Annotated in this window: 17 protein-coding genes and 1 pseudogene; 10 read left to right on the forward strand and 8 right to left on the reverse strand. The window is 53.8% G+C overall.

The genetic code is table 11. The features are described from left to right. The first annotated feature begins 136 nt into the window (after window positions 1-136). Complete coding sequence (locus BM123_RS12680) at window positions 137-2,638, forward strand: outer membrane beta-barrel family protein (protein WP_090169060.1); 2,502 nt, start codon at window positions 137-139, stop codon at window positions 2,636-2,638. 79 nt (window positions 2,639-2,717) lie between these two features. Here the strand turns inward: BM123_RS12680 and BM123_RS12685 are convergent, their stop codons facing one another. Next, complete coding sequence (locus tag BM123_RS12685; RefSeq protein WP_090169062.1) at window positions 2,718-3,977, reverse strand: IS256 family transposase; 1,260 nt, start codon at window positions 3,975-3,977, stop codon at window positions 2,718-2,720. 172 nt (window positions 3,978-4,149) lie between these two features. On the opposite strand from BM123_RS12685, the gene BM123_RS12690 reads away from it, so the two are divergent. Next, window positions 4,150-5,481: a DUF1800 domain-containing protein gene (locus BM123_RS12690; RefSeq protein WP_090169064.1), complete on the forward strand. Its 1,332-nt coding sequence runs from the start codon at window positions 4,150-4,152 to the stop codon at window positions 5,479-5,481. A gap of 12 nt (window positions 5,482-5,493) precedes the next feature. Beyond that, entirely contained in the window at window positions 5,494-6,687 is a 1,194-nt protein-coding gene (locus tag BM123_RS12695) for a DUF1501 domain-containing protein (protein WP_090169065.1), read from the forward strand. Window positions 6,688-6,855: 168 nt separating this feature from the next. On the opposite strand, the gene BM123_RS12700 is transcribed toward BM123_RS12695, so the two are convergent. From BM123_RS12700 to BM123_RS12710, 3 genes are all read right to left on the reverse strand, one after another. After that, complete coding sequence (locus BM123_RS12700; protein WP_090169067.1) at window positions 6,856-7,314, reverse strand: DUF1572 family protein; 459 nt, start codon at window positions 7,312-7,314, stop codon at window positions 6,856-6,858. Window positions 7,315-7,425: 111 nt separating this feature from the next. After that, on the reverse strand, window positions 7,426-9,222 hold the full coding sequence (locus BM123_RS12705; protein ID WP_090169069.1) for an acyl-CoA dehydrogenase: 1,797 nt from the start codon (window positions 9,220-9,222) through the stop codon (window positions 7,426-7,428). 124 nt (window positions 9,223-9,346) lie between these two features. Next, on the reverse strand, window positions 9,347-11,266 hold the full coding sequence (locus tag BM123_RS12710) for a glycosyltransferase family 39 protein (protein ID WP_090169071.1): 1,920 nt from the start codon (window positions 11,264-11,266) through the stop codon (window positions 9,347-9,349). Window positions 11,267-11,583: 317 nt separating this feature from the next. On the opposite strand from BM123_RS12710, the pseudogene BM123_RS12715 reads away from it, so the two are divergent. Beyond that, window positions 11,584-11,844, forward strand: a pseudogene (locus BM123_RS12715) (pyrroloquinoline quinone-dependent dehydrogenase); the annotation flags it as partial. A 79-nt stretch (window positions 11,845-11,923) separates the two neighbouring features. On the opposite strand, the gene BM123_RS12720 reads toward BM123_RS12715, so the two are convergent. Further along, entirely contained in the window at window positions 11,924-13,051 is a 1,128-nt protein-coding gene (locus tag BM123_RS12720; protein WP_090169072.1) for an NTP transferase domain-containing protein, read from the reverse strand. 112 nt (window positions 13,052-13,163) lie between these two features. Continuing rightward, window positions 13,164-14,357: a molybdopterin molybdotransferase MoeA gene (locus tag BM123_RS12725; RefSeq protein ID WP_090169074.1), complete on the reverse strand. Its 1,194-nt coding sequence runs from the start codon at window positions 14,355-14,357 to the stop codon at window positions 13,164-13,166. Between the two features lie 549 nt (window positions 14,358-14,906). Between BM123_RS12725 and BM123_RS12730 the strand changes: the two genes are divergently transcribed. From BM123_RS12730 to BM123_RS12750, 5 genes are all read left to right on the forward strand, one after another. Beyond that, the gene (locus BM123_RS12730) at window positions 14,907-15,770 is read left to right on the forward strand and encodes an NINE protein (protein ID WP_090169076.1); all 864 of its coding nucleotides are present in this window, start codon (window positions 14,907-14,909) and stop codon (window positions 15,768-15,770) included. Between the two features lie 98 nt (window positions 15,771-15,868). Further along, window positions 15,869-16,636 carry a hypothetical protein gene (locus tag BM123_RS12735; protein WP_090169078.1) on the forward strand — a complete coding sequence of 256 codons (768 nt, stop codon included), beginning with the start codon at window positions 15,869-15,871 and terminating at the stop codon, window positions 16,634-16,636. A gap of 16 nt (window positions 16,637-16,652) precedes the next feature. After that, window positions 16,653-17,912 carry a 3-deoxy-D-manno-octulosonic acid transferase gene (locus BM123_RS12740; protein ID WP_090169080.1) on the forward strand — a complete coding sequence of 420 codons (1,260 nt, stop codon included), beginning with the start codon at window positions 16,653-16,655 and terminating at the stop codon, window positions 17,910-17,912. Next, window positions 17,905-18,774 carry a PPC domain-containing protein gene (locus BM123_RS12745; protein ID WP_090169082.1) on the forward strand — a complete coding sequence of 290 codons (870 nt, stop codon included), beginning with the start codon at window positions 17,905-17,907 and terminating at the stop codon, window positions 18,772-18,774. The genes BM123_RS12740 and BM123_RS12745 overlap by 8 nt, the downstream gene beginning before the upstream one ends. A 44-nt stretch (window positions 18,775-18,818) precedes the next feature. Beyond that, window positions 18,819-19,025, forward strand: coding sequence for a dodecin family protein (locus tag BM123_RS12750; RefSeq protein ID WP_090169084.1), 207 nt, complete (start codon window positions 18,819-18,821; stop codon window positions 19,023-19,025). An 80-nt stretch (window positions 19,026-19,105) separates the two neighbouring features. On the opposite strand, the gene BM123_RS12755 is transcribed toward BM123_RS12750, so the two are convergent. After that, a complete protein-coding gene (locus BM123_RS12755; protein WP_090169087.1) occupies window positions 19,106-19,600 on the reverse strand; it encodes a TlpA family protein disulfide reductase in 495 nt (164 codons plus the stop codon). 93 nt (window positions 19,601-19,693) lie between these two features. Continuing rightward, window positions 19,694-20,311, reverse strand: a complete 618-nt coding sequence (locus BM123_RS12760) for a NifU family protein (protein ID WP_090169089.1) — start codon at window positions 20,309-20,311, stop codon at window positions 19,694-19,696. 144 nt (window positions 20,312-20,455) lie between these two features. Between BM123_RS12760 and BM123_RS12765 the strand changes: the two genes are divergently transcribed. Then, window positions 20,456-21,331, forward strand: a complete 876-nt coding sequence (locus BM123_RS12765; RefSeq protein ID WP_090169091.1) for an outer membrane beta-barrel protein — start codon at window positions 20,456-20,458, stop codon at window positions 21,329-21,331. Window positions 21,332-21,344: the final 13 nt, after the last annotated feature.

A 21,344-nucleotide genomic window follows, 5' to 3' on the forward strand; every position in this document is an offset into this window, starting at 1 on the left:
AACAAGTCTAATACCATTAATTGGTAAAATACTACCAGTCAATACTTGTTAGCGGCATTTACTTTCCAAGGGTTAACAAAGAGTCGTAATTTTTCGCCAGCCTAGGATATGTTTCCGGCCCCTCACCTTTTGCCTTATGCGCTACATCAGCTTGCTTTTACTTTTTAGCAGTCAACTTTTGCTCGCCCAGGTAAGCGGCCGGGTAATTGATGCCGATAGTGGCCAGGGAGTTGAGTATGCGACGGTGAGCGTGCTAAGTGCGGTGGATTCCAGTGTTATCGGCGGCGCGGTCGCAGGTGCCATGGGAGCCTTTAAAATGAGCAAAGTAAAGGGCCGCGACGGCTGGCTGCTTCGCGCCAGCTTTATTGGTTATGACGACAGCTTCAGCGAGGTTTTTGCCGGAGGGGCTTCTTTGCCACCCAACTTCACTTTGCGCCTGCGCTCCGGCGCCCAAATTCTGGAGGAAGTACGGGTGACGGGCAAACAACTGACCGATATTCATCGCCTCGACAAACAGATCTTCGATGCCGAACAATTTACCAACGCCCGCGGCGGCTCCGCCACTGATGCCATCGCTAACCTCCCCGCCGTCAGCGTCAATTCTGCCGGAGAGATAAACGTGCGCGGCAGTACCGGCTTCACCCTGATGATCGACGGCCGCCCCGTACAAACCGACCCCGCCACCGTGTTGGCCCAGCTACCGGCTAACGCAGTGGAAAAGATTGAAATCATCACCACGCCCGGCGCGAAATACGACCCTGACGGCAAGGCGGGCATCCTCAACATCACCACCCGAAAAGGCACAACCGATGGCTGGAGCCTGGCGGCCAACGTCAGCCTGGGTGCGCCCCGCATCCGCAACTACGACAATAAGGCCGAGCCCCGCCGCTACGGTGCTGACCTGGGCGCCACCTACCGCCGCGGCGACTGGGATATTGGCGTTGGCCTCGACTATCGCCGTGACGACAACAACGGCCGCCGCGAAGGCTACGTTAATACCCTGACCGGCAATGTGCTCACTGAATTCCCCTCCGACGGAGAGCGGAGCCACGACCGCGAAAGCTACTCCGCCCGCCTGTCCGTGGCTCAGCAACTCAGCAAAACCCAAAGCCTCCGGGCAGGCTTTCTGGCGGGGAAGCGTACCGTGTGGCGCACAGCAGATATTCTCTATCAAAACCAACGGCGGGCCACCGTTAACCCCGCTGCCGTAGACCTTGAAAGCCTCTATGACCGTTTTCTGGCCAGCGGAGACGTCTCCTCCGAAGGAGAAGAAATCAACCGGCTCACTTACTACAACGAAAACCTTCGGGTTCGTCGCGGAGACTTTCTCATCGGCACACTTGACTACTCGGCAGACTTGGGGAACGATCGGAAATTAAGCCTCTCCGGGCTCTACGAACGCACCATTCTCGGCGGACCAACCAATAATGATGTCTTTGGCGGCCCTACTCTCGACGTTCCGCTGCAACAACAGTTCAACACCAATGATAATCCACTCGATGGGTTCCGGCTTAACGCTGATTATGAAGCCATGGTCGGTAACCTGAAATGGGAAACCGGCTACCAGTTTCGCTACCTGAAGCACCCGGGCGATTTCCTTTATCAGGACCGCGACCTGGAGAATAATGTCTGGATTGACAATCCCGAATTCACGAATGGGATCCTGCTGCGGCGAGACATTCACTCGGCCTACAGCCAATTCAGCGGCAGCAGCGAGCAATGGCAGTACAGCGCCGGTTTGCGGCTCGAATATTTTGATCGCTCCGTGGAACTCGACCGACCAGCCACCACCTTTACGCTTGACCGACTGAGCCTCTATCCGTCCGCCAACGCCAAGTACCGCATGAGTGAGCAACTCTCCGCCCGCGCCGGCTACAGCCGGCGTATTGACCGGACGACAACCTTCAAGATGACCCCCTTCCCCGAACGGGAACACAATGAAACCCTGGAGCAGGGCGACGCCGAATTACTTCCCGAGCTAACGGACCTGGTCGAGCTCGGCCTGATCGGTAATTTTGGCGATAATTCCCTCTTCGCCACGGCCTATTACCGTCGCACGACCGACGTCATCAACCGGGTAAACACCGTCTATAACGACACCATCCTCAACCGCATTTACACCAATGTCGGCAAAGCCGACGCCCTCGGGCTCGAACTCGGTGCCACCCTCTACCCTACTGAAGCCTGGCGGCTGTACGTTGGTGGTAATGTCTACCGCTACGCCATTGTCGGTGACCTCTTCGGTGACCGGATTGACACCAACAACTGGATCTATTCCGTCAATGCCACAAGCGATATCTCCTTCGGTAAAAACCTGGATTTTCAGTTGGGCATCAACTACCTCTCCAGGCGTGTAACGGCTCAGGGCGAAGACGGGCGCTTCTTCAACCCTTATCTCAACGTTAGCCGGGACTTTCCGAAGCAACGACTAGCCATCCGTTTACAGTGGCAGCACTTTGGCCTTGGCCTGTGGGACAACAACGAGCAGCGCATCACGACGGTCCGGGACAACTTTTTCACCACAACAAATTACGTCTATGAGACAGATCGAATACGGCTGAATGTAGCTTATCGGTTCACCAGGCTGAAGGGGGAAGTCAGGAAGGTAAAGAGTGAGTTTGGGGATAAGGAGTTTTGATGGACTGCTTCGCAGTTTTAGGAGGGAGATGTTCCATCGCCAAAGTCGGTTGGGAGTGTTCACTGAACTGTGTCTAGGTTTATTCAATATGTTGAGTAAATCTAATTCCGTGTGACCGCATGAGTTCCCGTCGAATGCTTGCCCAGCTCTGAACAGTCTTATTCCAACTGCCCTTTTTTCTTTCTAAAGATAAGAAGAGTTGAATAAGCAGTGATTTATCACTTGGCCATCCTCCTTTTGTCTTGGTGACTCGTCGGATCTCTCTATTCAGATTCTCAATAGCATTAGTGGTGTAGGTGAGCTTTTTGAGCGCAGGGCTTAAGTCCATACAGCCCATCAAGTCCGACCAATCTTTCTTCCATAAGTCTACGACCACATCATATTTGCCCTCCCAGTATTCTCCAAAGTCTTCCAGCTTACGTTTTGCTTCAGCTTCGTTGACAGCATTGTAGACATCTTTGAGTTGACGCATTACCTGTCTGGAGTCCTTTTCGTCTAGGAGTCGGAAGCAGTTACGTATTTTATGAACCATACAACGTTGAATATTGGCTTGTGGGAACGCTTCTGCTATTACATCTCGCAACCCAGCCAGGCCATCGCTACAGACATAAAAAACATCTTGTAATCCGCGATTCTTAAGCTGCTGCAAGCAACGGCTCCACTCCGTCGCGCTTTCAGAGCCCTGACCAGGAATAAGGGCTATAATGTCTCGCTTACCCTCTGTTGTAATGCCATAAATGACGTAAAGAGCCACTTTGCGCATTTGTCCGTCTCGACGAACTAGAACATGGACAGCATCAATAAACATTACGACATAACAAGTATCTAAGGGACGGTTTTGCCATTTTTCGACAAGCTCCCATACTTGGTTGATGACACCTGAAATACGAGCCTGACTCATCTCTGCACCATACATCTTTATCAAATGCAGGCGAATGTCTTCGATGGAGTTACTCATCGCATAAAGCTCAAGGATCTGATTGTCGAAGCCCAATCCCATCTGCTTTTGTCGCTTCTTAACGGTAATGGGCTCAAAGCTGCCATTACGATCACGTTGGTAGGTGATATCTACTGGCCCAGACTCCGTACGGAGCTCTTTACTTGCCAGACCGTTACGTTTATTGGCAATCCCTAAAGCTTCGTCTTCTGCTAAATGATCGGTTAGTTCTGCGGCTAAGGCACCTTCTACGAAGTTAGCGATTAGGGGCTTCAGCAAACCCTCGTCTCCCGTAAGCTTTTTTCCACTCATTAGGCCCTTGATAACCTCTTGACGATAGCTATCAAAGTCGAAGGCATCATCTTCAACATTCGCTTTTTTAGTATTCTTTTTCTTGGACATAATCTAAGATCGTGTTTTTGATCCAGACACAGTTCAGTGAACACTCCCGTCGCTTTGCTCCTTACCTCTTCGGAGCTGGAGCTCCTCCGCCCAAAACATTCCTTAGTGACAGTAGCCACCCAATTAAACCTTTCCTTTTCTCGTTCATCCAACATCCGTAAATCACCAATCTATGACCGATCACGCTAAAATTCATCATCTCTACCGTCGGGCAGGATTTGGTCTCAGTCCGCAGGAGTGGCTAAAGCTGCGAGAGATGACGTTCAAGGATGCACTCGAGGATCTTTTTGCGCGGACGCAGGTGCCAGCAAAGGTTTTACAAGCAGGGCAAACACCTGATTATACCCGAAAGAACATCAGCCCGAAGGAGCGGATGGAATTACAAAAGCAGGAGCGAAAAGACGTTTCCTTAATCAACGTGCGATGGCTAAAGCGTATGGCCAGCCCAAAGGAGGATGCGCTACTGGAAAAAATGTGTTTGTTCTGGCACGGTCATTTTGCCTGTGAGACTAAGTTCAGTCTGCTGGCCACTCAGCAACTCAATACCCTTCGAAAATATGCGCTGGGTAACTTCAGGGACCTTTTACTGGCTATTGCCCGGGACCCATCGATGATCCGCTACCTCAACAATCAGCAAAACCGAAAGCTTTCCCCCAACGAAAACTTTGCCCGTGAAGTAATGGAACTCTTCACGCTTGGCCGGGGAAACTACACGGAGACGGACGTAAAAGAAGCTGCACGGGCCTTCACGGGTTGGTCCAGTAACCTGAAGGGAGAATTTTTCTTTCGGGCCCGGTTACACGATTACGGAACGAAAACCTTTTTGGGTAAAACCGGAGAGTTCGACGGAACCGATATCCTTGACATGATCCTCGAGCAGCCTGCGGCTGCAGTATTCATCTGCCGCAAAATTTACCGCTACTTCGTCAATGAAGAAGTAGACGAAGTCAGGGTGCAAGAGCTTGCGGACAGCTTCCGTCAGAATTATGACATCGGTCAACTGATGCGGACCATTTTTAGCAGCGACTGGTTTTATGCCCCGAACAACATTGGCAACAAAATTAAAAGCCCCGTTGAATTGCTTGCGGGCTTAATGCGGCAGCTCAACGTCAGTGATATTTCGCCACAGGGCATCATTATTTTACAACTGGCGCTGGGGCAGGTGCTCTTCCGCCCGCCCAATGTGGCGGGCTGGCCGGGTGGGCGATACTGGATCGACAACTCTACCCTCTTGCTACGGCTCAATCTGGCCGCAGCCATCTTCCAGGCCGGAGAGTTCAACTTCGAACTTGCCCCCGAGTTGGAACAGGATAATAAGCGCCAGCTTAAAAAATTGGGGGCCGTGATGAACCTGGAACCCCTGAAGCAACTGGCAGCAATATCTTCCGCTGAACTATCGGAGCTTTTGCTTGCCGCCACTTCATCACCAAGTCTGAAGCTTAGTCCCGCATCCGATCTGCAAGCTCTCCAACTAATGAGTTCTCCCGAATATCAGGTCTGCTAAAACCCGAACAATATGAAACGAAGAGATTTCCTCCGAAACTCCACGCTGGCCTCCACGGCGATGTTTACCCCGAACTTCCTTCGGAGCTCGGCCATGGCTAATGCCAGCAGACTCGCCTCGCGCTCGGGCAAAATCCTGATCGTATTACAACTCTCCGGTGGCAACGACGGCCTCAATACAGTCATCCCATTTGGCGATGATCTTTATTACCAGAACCGTCCGGTCTTGGGTATCCCCCGAAAGGAAGTACTGGGCCTCAATGATCATCAGGGCTTACATCCTGCACTTTTGCCTTTACGCAAGCTGTACGACCGGGGAGAAATGACCATCATCAACAGTGTGGGTTACCCCAATCCGGACCGCTCCCATTTCCGGTCTATGGACATATGGCAAACGGGTAGCCCGGCTACTGAAAGTTGGTCTACCGGTTGGATCGGCCGCCACCTGGACACTGCAGCCGCCGGCAAGCCTGCCTACCACGCTCTGGAAGTAGATGATGGTCTGAGCCTGGCGATGAAGGGAGCCACCCGGACGGGTTTTGCCATGAGCCGGCCTGACCGGTTGCGACAGGCGGTCCGTAACCAACGGCTGCACGGCCTGACGGCAGACCACACCGCCGGCAACCCTTCCCTGGGTTACCTCTACAAAACGCTCACCGAAACAACGGAAGCAGCGGGGTACCTCTTCGAGCAATCCAAGGTAAAGAAGGCTACTGCGGACTATCCTAAAGGAGCCTTCGGCAGAGACCTCAAGCAGATCGCCGAGCTCATCACAGCAGATACTGCTACCAATATTTATTACGCCAGCCTCGGCGGATTTGATACCCACGTACAACAGCAAAACCGCCAGCAGCGACTACTCGCTCAATACGCTCAGTCCGTTGCGGCCCTCGTGGAAGACCTGAAGGCGAACAACCTTTTCAACGATGTGCTCATCATGACCTTTTCCGAGTTCGGTCGCCGCCTGAAGCAAAATGCCTCCGGCGGAACGGATCACGGCACGGCCAACAATGTCTTCCTGATGGGGGGTAAACTGAAGACGGCGGGCATTTTCAATAATGCTCCTAACCTCTCCACCCTTGACCGGGGAGATATCATTCACGAAATAGATTTCAGACGATGCTATGCAACCTTGATTGACGACTGGCTGGAAGGCGATTCTATGGCAGTACTGGGACAGAAATTTGCGAGCTTAGGGGTAGTGTAGCCTATATATTCATTGGGAGGAGGAGCTCCAGCTTCGACCAGGCAAGGGAGCGAAGCGGCTTTGCCCCTGCAACACCTGTTCCCTAAGGTCGCTACCGCTATTGCTCGGTTCGGGAGCCTTTGGCCCCGTTCGCCGTCGGAGCAGGAGCTTCTCCGCCCAACAACTCCATCACCCCGCCTCCAGCATTCGACGATGATAATTGATCTGCCCCAGGTGGTAGCTCAGGTGACCAGCCAGGTGTACAAGGAAGTATTCCGTCGTTGTCTTTTCAGCGAAGACTAACTGCGGATAATCCTGAAGAAGTTGTTCTTCCGCTACTTCGTCTAAACCCTTATTTACGTCGACGATGGTACGATCAATCATAACGAGTAACTCAGCAACGGGAATATCTTTCCCGGCAAACTCATGCGCGCGATCCCGGACGTAGCCCGTACCGCCAAACTCCGCAGCAATGTAAGTATTCAGATTTCCGATCAGGTGCAAACAGAGATTACCTCCGGAATTGGTGGTACCAGGAGCTACCCGCCAGAGGTTTTCTTCGTTTTCATAGCGGGAGATCTCCTCCCGAAGCTTTGTCAAGTCTCTGGTAAAAAGAATCTTCAGAACACCAATGAGAGAGGAAGCCATAGTTCGGTTTTTGGCGAAAGGTAAGCCATCCCCGCTTTTCAACCACCCTTGCACCTGCACGCTTGCCAGATTCTGTGACCACGTCCAGCTCCCTTTTCTTTTGCCCTAAACCTACACCAATAGTTCTCCTGGTGTCTTAAGGGTTACCCGTTCTGTGCCCAGCAAGGTGCGCTTTTGCCCGGAAGTCCGGGTGAAGATATACTGGAAGAAGAAGTTAGCGGTGTGAATTTTAGACTGGTAGAAATTAGCCTCATCCTGTCCGTCAGCGGTGGGAGCCGCCTTAGCGGCGGCCACTGCCTGCCGCAGCCAAAGCCAGCCCAGCACGTGCAGGCTGAAGTAGTCAAGGAAGATCGTCGCGTCGGCCAGGAAGACTTTTGGGTCTTCACTTTGCGCTAATCCCATCAGATGCCCCAGAACTTGTTGTACTCCCCCGAGGCTTTTGCCGAGGGTTTCCGCCATACTGCGGGTTTCGTCGTGGTTAACGGCAGTGGAGATCGTTTCCTGCATTTCCTCCGTGAGGAATTGCAGGGCTTTACCCTTATGCATCATCAGTTTACGCCCCAGAAGGTCAAGGCCGTGAATGGTCGTGGTTCCTTCGTAGATGGCATTTACGCGAATGTCGCGGTAGATCTGTTCCAGCGGAAAATCATCAGTGTAACCGGCACCACCGAGCACCTGCATACCCTGGCTGACGGCCTCGGTGCCGTACTCACTGGGGAATGATTTAGCGATGGGCGTCAGCAACTCCATCAACAGGTGAGTACGTTCTTTTTCGGCTGGGTCCTGGCTGACCTTACTGATGTCTTCCCAGAGGGAACACTGTAGCAGGAGATCAACGCTACCTTCCACGACGGCCTTCTGGAAAAGCAACATCCGGCGAACGTCGGCGTGCTCAATGATGAGCACCTGCCCGGTGTTGACGTCTTTGTTTCCGGGATGGCGCCCCTGCGGGCGCTCTTTAGCGTACTGCAGGCTGGCGTAGTAGGCCGCTGAGGCCGAGGCGGCGGCCATAACGCCCGTGCCGATCCGGGCTTCGTTCATCATCTGGAACATATTGTTCAGCCCACGGAACTCCTCTCCCACCAGGTAGCCTTTCGTCTGTCCCTGTTCGCCGTACATAAGGTGAGCGGCGACGTAGCCTTTCTGTCCCATTTTACCGTAGATGCCGGCGGTGGTAACGTGATTATCCACCAGGCCATTTTCCGTAGGCAGGTGCTTGGGCACCACGAAAAGGCTGACGCCCTTCATGCCTTTGGGGCCATCTTTTTTGCGGGCCAACAGCAGGTGAACAACATTCTCCGTTGCGTTATGATCTCCGCCGCTGATGTAGATTTTTTGTCCCTTGATGGCGTAGCTGCCATCACCGAGATCCTCGTAAGAAGTAGTGATATCTGATAACGAAGAGCCGGCCTGCGGCTCGGTCAGAGCCATGGTTCCCTGCCATTCACCGGCGGCCATTTTCTCCAGGTAGGTAGCCTTCAGCTCGTCGGAGCCAAAATTGAGAATCAGGTTAGCGGCGCCCGTGGTGAGGAAGCTGTAAGCAGCCATATTTCCGTTGGCAGCCTGAAAGATCAGCCCCGCGGCATTCAGAATGACCGTAGGCATTTGTTGTCCGTTATTTTCATAAGGCCAGGCTGCGTTCAACCAACCGGCGGCGCCCATGGCCCGCATACCCTCTCCTACTTCCGGCAATACGTGGACCTCTCCATCTTTATAGTAAGCTTTCTTTTTGTCCATCTCCCGATAGTAGGGAAACAAGTATTTATCCGACAGCTCCTTGGCGGCATCCAGGGTCATTTCGGTGGCCTCATGGTCAAAAGCTTCGTGAGCTTCGAAGGAGCGGATTTTTTTCAGGTCCAACACTTCATTCAGGATGAAACGAAGGTTACGGGTGGAGATATATTGCATGATGTTTTCGTTGGGGCGGTGAAGATAGGGAGGAGTTAGCGAATTTTCGCTGGAAGGGACAAAATTTAGGGCGCGGACGCGGGATGCAGGGGGGAGGTTGGGGGGCGGGGGAGTCACAACCAACTCACTCAACGGTAAAAACCCGCAGCCCATCCAACACCATCCCTGGCTGAGAATTACCACCATTCCAGAAGGAGACGACAACCTGATCGGCTCCAGCATCGGGGACTTTAGAGTCGATGTGTACGCTACGGCGCCAGTCGTGATTGAGGACCCGGTGCATCCGGATCATCCGGCGCTTTACCTCTACGCCGTTACGGCGGAAGGCGATGATCATCTGGGCGGAGTTGTCGCGGTTACCGCGCGGCTGATCGATTTTAACGTCGACGGAGGCACGAATCCAGGTGCGGGGAGGCAGGTCGATGTCGGTGATAAAATCCGGACTGTTCTGTTGTTTAGCCACCAGGCATAATGCACCGTTACCCGTTACGGGAGTCAGGCCACAGTCGTCGGTGGAGCGGTCCTCGAAGTCGTTCTCGTAGAGAAGCTGACCGATGGTCGCTTCCCCCGGGAAAAACTCGGGGGTGTCGAGAGCGAGGCGGTCATCATAGTTTTTGTCGAAGGTGTAAAGTGTCCGCCAAAAATAAGTTTCCGTCATCTGCTCCGTCAGGAAGAGTCCGCCCCGATGAGCCTGATGCGTGAACCAGAGGTTGTGCCAGGTGAAGAGGAGGAGCAAACCTCCTATGAAAAAGGGAAGGATTTTGGCGGAAGTTTTTCCTTGCTCCTTAGCTACGCCTTGCACCTGCGGTTGCGCCCCAAGACCCTGGACGCTCGAAGGTCCCTCTGCTCCTTCGTCGCTCCGGGACGCTTCGAGGTCCTTCTCCCAACCAAAAACCCATCCCAGAAAGGCTGCGAGCGGGAAAGACAGCGTTACGTAAGCCTGCACCATCGTCCGCTGCCCCAGACTTCCGCCATACCACCAAACACTCCAGGCGAAGGCGACGTAAATGAAAAGCACCGCGTGGAGGAAAGTCGGGAAGAAGATTTCTCTCCGCTGAAAAAAGAGCGGCAGGAAGCCCAGAGCCCCAAAAGCCATCAGCGGCGTATACACCAGCCAGCCCGCTTTATAACTGAATAGACCGTGGTAAATGTGTGCCTTCAGCCAGTCAAAACCCTGATCCTGATAACTGTATACGATCCAGTCTCCGCTGACGTATTTCCAGTAAAACAGCTGTAAAGAACCAATGGCAAGTGTCACAGCTGCCGCGCCCACCAGCTTGGCCCAATGCTGGCCAAAGAAAGCCAATCGCTCCTGAATGGCGCCCTTCTTCGTCAGGTCTAACCCCCATAGAATCGGCAGTAAAGCCGCAATGATTTCCGTCGGTCGGGTAAGCGCCATCAAGCCGATACACCCCCCAATCAGCAGCGCGCGCCGCCAGCTCGCCTTAGTGTAGAACCGGTGAGTGGTGAGCAACAAAAGCGCGTAGAGTGTGAAAACATTGTTGTGGGTCATGGCCCCGTCAATGGCCGAATAGTTCAGGTAATTCGTTCCAAAAGCGATGCAAAGCAGCGTAAGGGCCACCGCTTCTTCCCGGAAGTAGTGCCGGAGTAAAACCATCAGCCAGTACAAGCCCAGAAAACTAACGAGCAGACTCCCCAACGAGATCATGAACTGATAGGGATGAGAAAAACCATCTGCGGGATAGATTTCACTCACGCTCGCCCACCCATGTGCCACGGCAAAAAACGGCAGGTACATGACCGACTGCCCGAGGCTGTATTTCATGACCCGGTTACCACTCTCATGGGTAAAAGCCTGGTAAGGGTCACTGGTGGGACGATAATCACTGATTACGTCGTCCAGAAACTTAACTTCCTTAAGGTCCTGATAAATGAAGGCAGCCGGTAAGTACATATAGTAGCCGCTCACATCATAACTGATGGTCGCCTCGGCCCCCGCCTGCTGCCACTTGGGGTAATAGCAGAAATGTACCAGGCTAATGAGCAGGTAAGAAGCAAGAAGGGCGAGGGTGGCGGATCGCATGGGGGCGAAGATAGAGAATGGAGGAATGGGAGAATGCCAACGGGTGAGTTGGATTCTTAGAATGAGAAAAAGGATTTGTAGGATTTAAAAGCTATACCATCGAAACTAGAGTTTTCCCCCAGTAATTCCGCAGGAATTACGGCTAATAAAGGAGCTGATTGTAGAGGCATAAAGGACTAACCATCATCTCTAGCGGAGGCGGTCGGACGGATCATTTCGACGAGCGCCCTCCAGCGCAGCGAAGAGGGAGAGAGGAGAAATCTCCGACCGCTCGTAGTGGAATCGGAGGAAAAGGCCAACCGCTCTTGATGTTACATACCGGAACGGAAAACTACGGCGGCCCCGTCGTTACCGCTGGCGGACTCCTCTTCATCGCCGCCACCGGCGACCCGATGTTCAAAGCCTATAACAAGCGGACGGGCGAGCTACTCTGGAAATACAAGCTTCCGGCAGCGGGCTTTGCTACGCCTGCGATGTATGAGATTGATGGGAAGCAGATCGTGGTGATTGCCTGCGGGGGTGGGAAACTGAATACGCTGGCGGGGGATGGGTATGTAGCGTTTGGGTTAGCGGAATGAGGGAATGGGTGAATGAAGAAATGAGTGAATGAAGGAATGAGTGAATGGGAGAATGACAGTATTTCGTCTGTCCCGAAAATCATTTTCGCGCTCCCAAGGTTGTCAACACCCTCGCCCGCTCCTCCGGCGTATTCGCATTTGAAATCGGCGTTTCGTCTTCGATTTCCAGCAGCGCGACGTCGCTGTTGATGAGCATCTTGCGGGGGCAGGCCCGGCCGAGGCTCAGGAATTGCAGCAGGCGGGAATAGGCTCTTGGCTCGTAGATGGCGACGAGGGGCTCGGGGAAAGGCTTGCTGGCGCCCTTGATGGCGGTGGCAAATTTGCGGGAATCGCGGGCAGAGATTAAAGCATTTAAAGTGTCAGTTTCCAGGAGGGGAAGATCACAGGCGAGGACGAGCCAGGCGGTGTCAGGCTCCATTAGTAGGGCCGTACAGATGGCGCCCATGGGGCCCATTCCCGCGAAACGGTCGGTGATCTGGGGTACAGCAGCGTCTGCGGAATCGGTGACGGCGGCTACGGAGAGGTAGGGCTCCAGTCCGGCGGTGCGGCACATAGCGATCATCCGATCTACTTCGCTGGTTTCCTGGCGGTACACGAGCTGGCTTTTATCGGTTCCCATCCGGGAGCTTTTGCCGCCGGTGAGGATGAGGGCTTTGAGTGGTGGGCGGTGGGCAGTGGCTTCCGACCGGAGGAGGGGAAGCAACAGATTATGGCTGTCTTCGAATTTCCCTTGCACCCGCGGTCCCGCGGCTAAATGTTCCTGCAGCCAGTCGGGCATTTCCTCCGCACCGGGGCAAAAAATGACAGCAGCTACATCCGTCAACTGCTCTTTTCTACGCGCTAAAGTTCCTGCCTTTTTCGGGTCCACGAAGACGATCTGCCGTGCCGCCGGGTAGTGATTGCCATTCACCAGCACAAGGTCATACTCCTTGCCCAGCAGCTGATCGTCGTATTCATTCCAGGTGGAAGGGCTGTCGTTCATCAGTTTCTCCCCCACCCGACGGGCATCGTGGCCGGGCAAATCTCCGTGCTTCCCGCTAACGGTAAGCACCCGAAAAGATTCACTCAACTGCGGCAACCATTCTTCCAGCAGCCCGTCAATACGCGCACAGGTAGTGCCCACTAATGCGAACTCCGCACGCGCATAATTCCCCAATTGCGGGCGAAGAAGCTTGGGGTGTTTCTGATGTGTTTTCTCCGTGGACATGATGAAGCATTATTTTCTGGAAGGGTAACAGCCTGAAGGCCTTAATGGATGGATGGGCGCAGCACGCAGGTGCCATGAAAGCCTTAAAAGCAAGGGGATGCACTCCCGGAAATCAAAGTCTCAACACCCGGAACACTTCTCCCGCCGCGAATTCCGCCCGCTCCGCCGGCAGTTCCAAAAAACCATCGGAGCGCAGCAAACTGGCGGCATCCCCTGAGCCGGCGTGCGGCGTTGGGGTGGCGAGCAATTGTCCACTTTCCGGATCAGCCTTCAGGGAAACCAGCTGAAACAGCGTTAATGAAGGCTTGAAAGTAAGGGCCTCCGTTAGTGCGGCAAAAACGGTGTTTGGTTCCGTCATGTGTAATCGCTGCCGCAGAAAAGGCATTACCATTCCGAGCGTACAGTTCACGCTGGAGATGGGGTTTCCCGGCAGTCCGAAAACCATCGTGTCTCCCAGTCGACCCGCCCAGAGCGGTTTGCCGGGTCGCTGCGCGACCCCATGAAAGAGTTTCTCTACGCCCAACTCCTGCAATATACCGGGCACATAGTCCAGCTTACCCTTAGACACCCCTCCGCTGAGCATAACTAATTCGTTGTTGCGGACGATAGCGGACAGCGACTCCCGCAGCCTTTCCGGCTCGTCCGGCAAATGGTGCAAGGCAGGCTCAATGCCCAATCCCCGGAGCACCTCCCGCAGTTGAAACAGGTTGGACATCCGAATCTGGTGCGGCAGCGGCCTGGCCGCAACGTCCACCAGCTCATTACCGGTAGCAATAATAGCCGTTCGCGGCAGCGCACTTACTTCCACTTCGGCGTAGCCGCAGGTAGCCAGCATTCCGATCTCCGCTATGCCAATGCGACAACCGGGAGTAGCCAGCTCCGCCCCTTCCTCAATATCTTTACCGCGGTAATGGATGCTTTTGCCATCTTCCACTCCTTCCGGCAGGTGAAAACCGCCACCCTCCGCCCGTAAATCTTCGTAGCGGATAACGGTGGTGGCTCCCTCGGGCAGGGCAGCGCCGGTCATGATTTCAATGCACTTGGTGGCATCCGTTAAAGCGCGGGGGCTTTGCCCCGCTGCCTGCATCCAGGCTACGGGAAAGAAACGCTGCCCGGCGGCGTAGGCAGCGTAATCAATGCAGATGCCATCCATCGCCACACGGTTGAAGGGCGGTTGGTCGCGGTCGGCCCGTAGGGTCTGCCTCAACACCCGGCCTGCGGCCTGGCCTAAAGCAACGGTCTCGGTTCCCCAATCGGGGTCTTGTTGGGCTAGTATGTCGGTGGCCTCGGTGTGCGTAATGAGCATGGGGGCGAAGTTAGGGATTTGCTGCGCAGTACTTCGTGCTCTCGAGTTTCATTTCCGTACGGCAATATGTGATAGGTGATAAAATCGAACACCTGCCTCCAAGCTCCAAATAGGACGCTGAATTTAGCGCAATGAATAGTTTCTAGTCCCGATAGGGACGGGCCAGCCTCTTAGCGAGGTACGCAAGAGCCGCGCAGCGGGCGATGGAGTGCCTCGCTGGTCAGGTATTCATTTTAATCCAACCAACTACCGCAGTTAAACGGTCCGAGAGCTTGTGCCCCCGTTCGCGCTCAACGCATAAGCGTCTCGACCAACAAAAACGGGCCGCTGGCATTTGCCAACGGCCCGACTATCACACACATTCATTCACAATTCTTAGCAAGTCTGTTAGCACGCTTGCTATGTTGAACAAACCCATTTGCCTCCCAGGATGTTTGGTAAGGGTAAGGGAATAACTTAGCCGTAACAATTCCCCTTCCGTTTTGGGTAAACCTTAACGATCTCACTGGCCTTCCCCATAACGCCCATTCTTTTTATCTTCGCCTTCGTATGCTGAATAAGACACTCGCCGGATTTTTCGCCTTCTTCCTGGGTATATTTGGAGTCCACTATTTCTATATCGGGAAATGGTGGAAAGGGGTGTTACAGATGGGGGCCTTTTGGCTATTCGTTTTTCTTGAAGGAGCAGGAAACGGACAACCTAGAGACCTTTTCGGCATACTCATCGCCATTACGGTCCTCTCTGCGGTTATTACCGGCATCACCTGGTGGGCGATGCCCGAGGAGAAGTGGAGAAAGAAGTACGACCCGGAATCATTGGCCGGGGAACGGGGCTTTGGCGCTATGGGCCTGCCCGCGCCCAGTAAGAACACGAAGGCCTTGAAAGCTGAAGGTATTCGCTACTACCGTAGTGCGGACTATGACCTGGCCATCGAAGCCTTCCTCGAAGCCGCTGACGCAGACATTGCTGACCCCGGCACCCACTTCAATCTGGCCTGCTCCTACGCCCAGCTCGGACAATACCCGGAATCCATGCGGCATTTAGAGCTGTCCGTCACCTTTGGCCTGCCAAAACCGGAACGGATCGAAAAGCACCCGGCCCTGGCGGCCATGCGTAAGCATACGGCCTTCAAGAATTTCCGGGAGAACAATTACCGCCGGCTCAACCTCCTCGAAGGTGGCCCGAAAGCAGCAGAAGCACCGACCGTAATTCCCAAAGAAGAAACCCTCGAAGACTTCGCTACTCCTCCGCCCACTGTCAGTGACGCTCCGCCACGCGAGGCTTTTTCTGCTGACACACCGCCGCCTCAGCCCGACCTGCTGGAGCAAATCACCCGTTTGCGGGAACTGCACGATGCCGGCGTGCTCACTCAACTGGAATATCAGAAGCAAAAAGAGCGGTTATTGGGTTAACCGGGGCTTTGCACGCGGAGCGTGCAAGAAAACCTTCGGCACATAGAATGTGCAGCCTCCCGACAAAAAATCCACCCTGCCTCCGCTATCTTTGCCCAATGCAAAGGAAACTTCTTTTCCCCTCTATTTTCATTCTCCTCCTGCTCTCCTTCTCAGGAGCGGCACAAGGGTTAGCCGGTGCCAAAAACCTGGATCGTGCGGTACTGATGCACCTTGGCTACGGGCCAATATTCAGCAGCGGAGACCTGCAGGATCGCTTCGGTAATGGCTTTTCGCTGGATGGCGGCCTTACCTGGCTGCCCGCTAACTCAAATCTGGAGCTCGGCTTTCGCGTACAGTTTGGCTTTGGAGATCAGGTGAAAGAAGATGTCCTGGCAGGTTTACGGACCAGCAATGGCTTCGTCATCGGGAATCAGCGGGAACCCGCTGATATTCAACTTCGGCAGCGGCAGATCTTTCTCGGACCGGCCCTTGGCTACACGCTCAAGATCGGTAAAAACCAGCGAGCTGGCCTCCACCTCAAAACGAGTGTTGGCTATTTTTTCCACCGGATCCGCCTGCAGGAGGATGCCGTACAAAATGTCCCCCAGCTTAATGATGAATTGAGTGCCGGTTATGACCGGCTGACGGGCGGGCTGGCCATCCATCAATTCATTGGTTATCAGCAACTGGCCTTTGACCGAAGGCTCAACTTTTACCTGGGCGCAGAAATGACGGCAGGCTTTACCAAAGGTCTGCGGACCTTCGATATTCCGCTGGGAACTCCTCCCTCTTCGGAAGGGCGAACCGATATTGTCCTCGGCCTGAAGGCAGGTTTAATCATTCCGTTTTACTTCGGGGAGGGGCGCGAGATTTTTTATAGATAAAGTCCTTCTACCTCACATGCCCATTCTCTACCGCCTAGGAACTGCCCTATACCACACGGCCATACGGCTGGCGGGAGCAGTAGGCAACCCCAAAGCAAAGGAATGGGTACAGGGCCGCAAAAACGCGGCTCCCCTACCCGACCATCTCCGCCCCGAGCGGCGGAAAGCCGGGGAGAAACTCCTTTGGGTCCACTGTGCAAGCCTTGGAGAGTGGGAACAGGGTCGCCCCGTAGTGGAAGCACTACAGGCCGCTAACCCCGGCTGGAAGACGGTGCTGACCTTCTACAGCCCCAGTGGATATCAACGCTGCAAGAACAGCGAAATAGTCGATTTTGTGACCTACCTGCCTCCGGATAGTCCCCGAAACGCAGACCAGTGGCAGCGGGAGCTGCGGCCCGACCTGGCCGTGTTCGTCAAATACGAGTTCTGGTATTACCATCTGGAAGCCCTGTTCAGCTACAAGGTGCCCACTTTTTTGGTAGCGGCCAGCTTCCGGGCCGATCAACGGTTCTTCAGCAAATCCGGTGACTGGTGGCGGGGGGTACTTCAATTGTTTACGGGCATCATTACCCAGACGGAGTCAGACGCCAGTTTGCTCATGAATCGCGGCGGAGTCCCCGCAGAAATCGTTCGGGTGGGCGGAGACCCGCGCATGGACCGGACGCTGGCGCTGGCGGAAGCCCCCTTCGAAGATCCCCTGCTGGCGGCCTTTACGGCTCCGGCGGTAACAACGATTATTGCGGGCTCCGTCTGGCCGGACGATCTTAAGGCACTGTGGTTAGCTTGGGATAAGCTGCCGGACACAGTACGCATCATTCTGGCGCCCCACGAGCTGCATAAGCAGGAGCTGGCGCAAACGCAGGTGCAATGGAGTGCTAAGCGATATACGCAGTCGCAGGCCGAAGAGCTCACCGACGCCCGCGTTCTTTTGTTAGACACCATTGGCATCCTCAGCAGGGCCTACCGCTACGGAGAGCTGGCCTACGTGGGCGGTGCCTTCCGCACCGGCCTCCACAACACCCTGGAGCCGCTGGCCTATGGCCTGCCGACGGTATTTGGCCCCAAGCACCAAAAATTCCCCGAAGCCGCCGCAGCGATAGCGGGCGGCGGAGCCTTTTCCGTTACCTCCGGAGGAGAGCTGGCCGTCGTGCTGGAAGAATTGCTCGATGAGGAAAATCGAGCCCGGGCCAGCAAAGCCCAGCGGGCACTGGCCGGGGCTAACGCTGGTGCGGCTGCGCGCACCGCCCAACTCATCAATAATTGGGACCATGACTAAGCCACTATCACCTTGCTCTTTTTGGTCCTTTCTCTGCACCTGCGGCATCGCCCTGCTGATCTCCTTTCCACTGAGTGGCCAGCCGCTCTCTCCGGAAGCCAGCCTCAACCGGGCCTTCGAAAAAGGTAATCTCATGGTGGCCATCTCCGCCCAGAGCTGGCGCCCCGGGCTCTGCATGGCCGCCGCACGGGTACAAACCGGCAAAAGTGTAAGCCTCTCGCTGAGCCTTAGCGCCCGGAAGAGCTATACTTTTATCTCCACCGCCGAGCAGGAATCGACGGACGTAGACCTCTATTTACGGGATCAGGACGGAAAAATCATCGCCAGCGATAGCGAAACCGACGGTACTCCGGTGATCGAATTTCGCGTTCCCGAAACCGGAAACTACCAGCTTCAGCTACATATCCCTGCTTCGGACCAAGGGACGAATTTTGTCTCACTGAGCCTTTTGGAAAGCAGCGGACGACAGATCATCGAGGAGGAGTACCGGAACCTGACGGCCAGTTTCTTCGCCAGCAGCGAAGAGATCATATCGGCTTACCCCAAGGTTCGCTGGCAGTCAACTATTAACCAGTGGTGTCTCTTCGGTTTTTCGTTGGATCAAAAGGAAGGACACACCTTCCAGCAACTGCGCCTGGATGCTGCCCGCTACTACTTTGCCGCTGCCGGAGGGCCTGCATGTCAGAACATTGACCTATATTTAGCCAACCAGAAAAATGAAATTGTTGCTCTGGACAAAGCCCCCGACGCACTGCCCTTACTGGAATATGTCAGCAATAACAGTCAATCGTGTAATCTGCGAATCGAGGTCAAACGTTCCTCCGGGCCCGGCTTCATTTTACTTGGTCTCTTTCATCAGTAAACCTGATCGGGCATTTACCCCGGTCGCAATACTCCCTTTTTATTATGGCTAAAGTCCTCAAAGTAATCGAAGTACTCGCAGAAAGTAGCGACAGCTACGAAGATGCCATCCGCAACGCCGTAGAGAGCACCTCCAAGTCCGTTCGTCACGTACGTTCTGCTTACATCAATGAGCAATCCGTCACCGTGAAGGATGGCAAGGTGGATAAGTTCCGCGTCAACGTGAAAATCACTTTCGAAGTGGATGTTTAGGGAAAACAAGCTCCCTTAGCAAAAAAAACGCCACCTACTGTCATTCAGTGGGTGGCGTTTTTTTGGGGGTAGCATTGGCTTTACTTAGCGGCCAGTCGTTTGATCACTCTATCGACTTCCTCTTCCCGGCCTTTCTCGTAACCCGTAAAGGACTTAACGATATTCCCTTTTCCGTCCAGAATATACATCTGTGGGATGCTTCGGAATCCGAGCTTGCCCTGCAGTTTACCGTCCGTATCCACCAGAATGTCGTATTTCCATCCCTTGCGCTTTACGAGCGGGTTAATGCGGTTGATCATGTGCCGTTGGTCAACACTGACAGCTACGAAGCGGGCACCGTATTCGCTTTGCCACTTATTGAGGTAAGACTTCATGTGATCCAGCTCCATGTGACAGGGCATACACCAGGTTGCCCAAACGGCAATGACGGTTGGCTTACCGTCACCAACATAATCCGCCAGAGAGGCTGGTTGCTGGCTGACCGTCACGAGATCAGGAGTAGGAAAAGCTTTTTGGGCGTTAAGGCCCGCCGTCATACAAAGCAGTAGCAACGGCAACAGTAAGTTCTTGAACATCTTATTTCTTTTACGGAGAGTAAACGTCCACTCCCCGTATTAATGTTACCCGAAGATAGGTTATTGTTATCTTAATGTGTTAATACATGGAACCTATCCCATCTCCTGAACCACTTCTTTAACCTGTGGCATCATCCGCTTCAGCATTGACTCAATTCCGGACTTCAGGGTAACCGTTGAGCTCGGACAGCCGCTGCAGGAGCCCTGCATGATCACGGTCACCACACCTTCATGGTAGCTTTTGAATTCGATGTTACCACCATCCATTTCTACGGCTGGTTTCACGTAGGTATCGATGAGATCTTTGATTTGCTTGACGGTTTCCGCATCGTCTTCGCTGTAATCATAGCTATCACCACGCTCAGCTTCCAGGCGGGCGACCTCTTCGGCAAAACCTTCTTTGATGATGGCTTTATCTTCCTGCAGGTATTCTTTGATGAATTCCTTGAGCTTAAGCATGATATCGTCCCAGGAGTAGTTGAACTCCTTCGTCAGGGTCACATAGTTATTGGCGATGTATACCTTTTGTACGTAAGGAAAATCGTAGAGGGCCGATGCCAGCTCCGACCATTCCCGGGCGAAGGATTCTTCCTTAAACTCTGCCGTACCGTTGAAAAGCATACGGTTGGTGACGAACTTGAGGCTCTCCGGATTAGGCGTTTGCTCGGTATAGAGTAGTACGGGGCGCTTTTTGGTGGCGACTTCGCTCATAATATTTTTTTTGTGCCTGAAGGGGCGTTTGGCTGGTAAACGCCTGTTCCACCAAGAGGGTTTAATGCCCGTTTGCCCGAGAATTAAACAAAGGCCAACCATTTCCCGTACTTATCCCATCTTTACACCAAAATATACCTTCTAATGCGTCACTTTTTATTGCTGATTCTTCCCCTGGCTTTCTCCCTTTCTATCTCCGCTCAGGAGTTTAGTGGAGGTTTTCGTGCCGGTCTTAACTTTATTAGTTTTTCTGGCGATCAGGAAATGAGTTCTGTTACAGATGCTACATATGAGACCTTTAACCGCACCACCGGTTTCCACGTTGGGGCCACTTTCGCGTTGGCATTCACGGATCTGGTAGGCATTAAAGCAGACCTCATGTACAGCCAAAAAGGAGGAGAGATCCGGTATGAAGGCCCTTCTTACTTTTACCTTTATGCCAATCAGGATGACCTGGAGGGATCGGTTATCTTTGGTGACCGCAGCAGTGAATACGACGTCGTCAATAGCTTCATCGATATTCCCCTGACGGCCTACTACCGGCTTGGCCCGCTGGAAATTGAAGGCGGCCTGAGCGCTGCCTTCATGGTCAATAGCCGGGTCTCCGGCGGAGCGACCTACAACACGAATACTTTCGGAATCGACAACGACATTGTCTTTAACGTAGATGGCAATTATTTTCAGGACAGAGCCGGCGGAGGTGGTATTATCTCCCGATCCTCCACTCCGCTACCACGTACGGATGTATTCCCTCCCGACGTTATTTCGGCCTATTACAATTCTAACAGCGACGAGAAACTGTACAGACGGCTTGATTTTGCCGCCGTTATCGGTCTTAGTTTCTACCTCAATAACGGACTCTTCATTGGTGCTCGTTACCAACACGGCCTAACGGACGCTACTCTGGGTGAAAATGACCTCCGGATAACTAACGAAGACTTAGTTGGTGGCCGGGAGTTTAACACCGAAGACACTGACAACAGCCGGGTTATTCAGGCTAGTGTCGGTTTCCGGTTTTAGGCTCTCCTCCAAT

Source organism: Neolewinella agarilytica (assembly GCF_900110645.1).
GTDB lineage: Bacteria > Bacteroidota > Bacteroidia > Chitinophagales > Saprospiraceae > Neolewinella > Neolewinella agarilytica.